The sequence below is a fragment of the Mesorhizobium sp. CNPSo 4684 genome (genome assembly GCF_057784315.1).
Genome location: NZ_JBWLUX010000084.1, coordinates 1 through 1748 on the forward strand (window position 1 = coordinate 1; position 1748 = coordinate 1748).

At 59.4% G+C, this 1748-nt stretch carries 1 pseudogene; it reads right to left on the reverse strand.

Going from position 1 to position 1748, the window contains the following annotated elements:
* Positions 1–1196, reverse strand: a pseudogene (locus tag AC04SG_RS32750) (hypothetical protein); the annotation flags it as partial.
* Positions 1197–1748: the final 552 nt, after the last annotated feature.

The following is a 1748-nucleotide window of genomic DNA, read 5'->3' on the forward strand; positions in this document are numbered from 1 at the left end:
CTAATTCCACCTGAATTGGCGATCTCGCTCAGCTGCCGCTCAATGGCAAGACCGTGTAGATTGTCCAGGGTCCTCGGCCTCTTCGCTGGCCCCAACCCAGCTGTGTCACGCTCATCGTTGATGAGGACCTCCCCGCTTGGCAGGAGGTTACTGCTGGCAAATGCACCCATCGGCTTGTCGGGGAACTGCTGGCGGTCGTAGCCCCAGTTCAAGTGGCGAACGGACTCTCGGGGATCCGTTGACTGGTCATGGCGCGCGGCTGGCTCGAGAGATGACGACGGACCGGGTTTGTCCATCATCTCCCAAAGCAAATCCTGATCGTAGCTTTCTACGGGAGGCAGCTCCGCTGGCCACCTGTGCGCTTCCCGCATCGGCTCCATCCGGACCGCGTTTTCGGCAGCAGGAACGAGGGGAATATGGCGCTCGAGTCCCATCGCTTTAGCGCCTGCCTGCGATTTTCGCAGATCAGCCAGTGCGGCACCGATATTCCCACTGCCGCCGACGTCTCTCCTATAGCGCTCGACATCGCCGCCCAACGACGTGCCCGAAAGCCGACCAGCAATGCCTGGCTTGTTGCTCTTACGCAGGTAGTCACTGAAATTGCGAAGACCAGTTGCATACACCTTGCGGGTCGATGTCTCCGCGTCGTTTCTGTACTCTTCGATGAGAGCCACGTCCTGGGGGTGAGGAATTAGATCAGTCCGGCTTGTGATCGGCACCTTGCCCGTCGACTGGAAGGTCCAGAGATAGGTTATTGCCGAGAGGAGTCGTTTGTTATGACCCTTTTCGACGGCTTCGCGGGCATCATCGGTCAGCGACTGGTCGTTGAGCCGGGCAGCAATCGTATCTTTTTTATTTGCGAAGAGCCGGCGGCTGAAGCTGCGAAGAGAGTATATATAGCCGTTGGCGGTGTGATTGGCGGCCTTGCCCTTGGGGAGCGCGTTCTCAAGCCCCGAAATAAGGCGAGCATCCTCGGAATAAAGAGGCTCCTTGCTGTGCCCTATCAAAACCCCAGCTGACTGGACCGGCTGCAACGTCGAGGCCGCCGGCATTGCTCTGCCGCCACGGGAATTGGCGATCTCGCTCAGCTGCCGCTCAAAGGTCGTCGCATCTGCGGACGGCACCGCGGGTGAACTCGCTTGCCGGCCCGCGCTGTCCGACTTTACCTGCTCCCACTTCGTCGAGGCGAAATCCATCCGTTCCTCCCTTCAAAAATATAGGCATCGAAGCTGGGCTGGATTTGACGTGCCGGAAATCAGGAACAAACTACCCTTTAACAGCCCTCGGCAGGCATGCACCGTGAGCATCGGCAGCCGATGTTCTTCCAGTGCGACCAACCCTGTCTGTTTTGTTAAATGGGGAAGCTGTCGACAAGCTGATCACGACAACGCGCCCCGAGCGTTGTGCAGGTGCCCGCGCGCTTCGCCGTCAAGACCCCATAGATCGAGATCCGAGACAAATACTGCTTCTCCTCGCACAAGAAATGAGTCAGCTGCTTTTTCACGTCGGGGAATGCTCCTTCGCAGGGCGTGCGCCTCCCACCTATCGGACCCGAGCCCCAAGCCGTAGGGGTGAGGTGCTCCAGTCTAAATTTAAGGCATCCCGCCATGGCGAACGTCAGCCCTGCAGTCTGTTTTGCAGTGCCTGCCGATCGGCACGGAGCCCGTCGAGGTCCAGCAGGACTGGCTGCCCTGGTTGCGCCAATCGCCTAACCAGCTCGCGCGTGCCGTCCACCACAAAGACGCCGC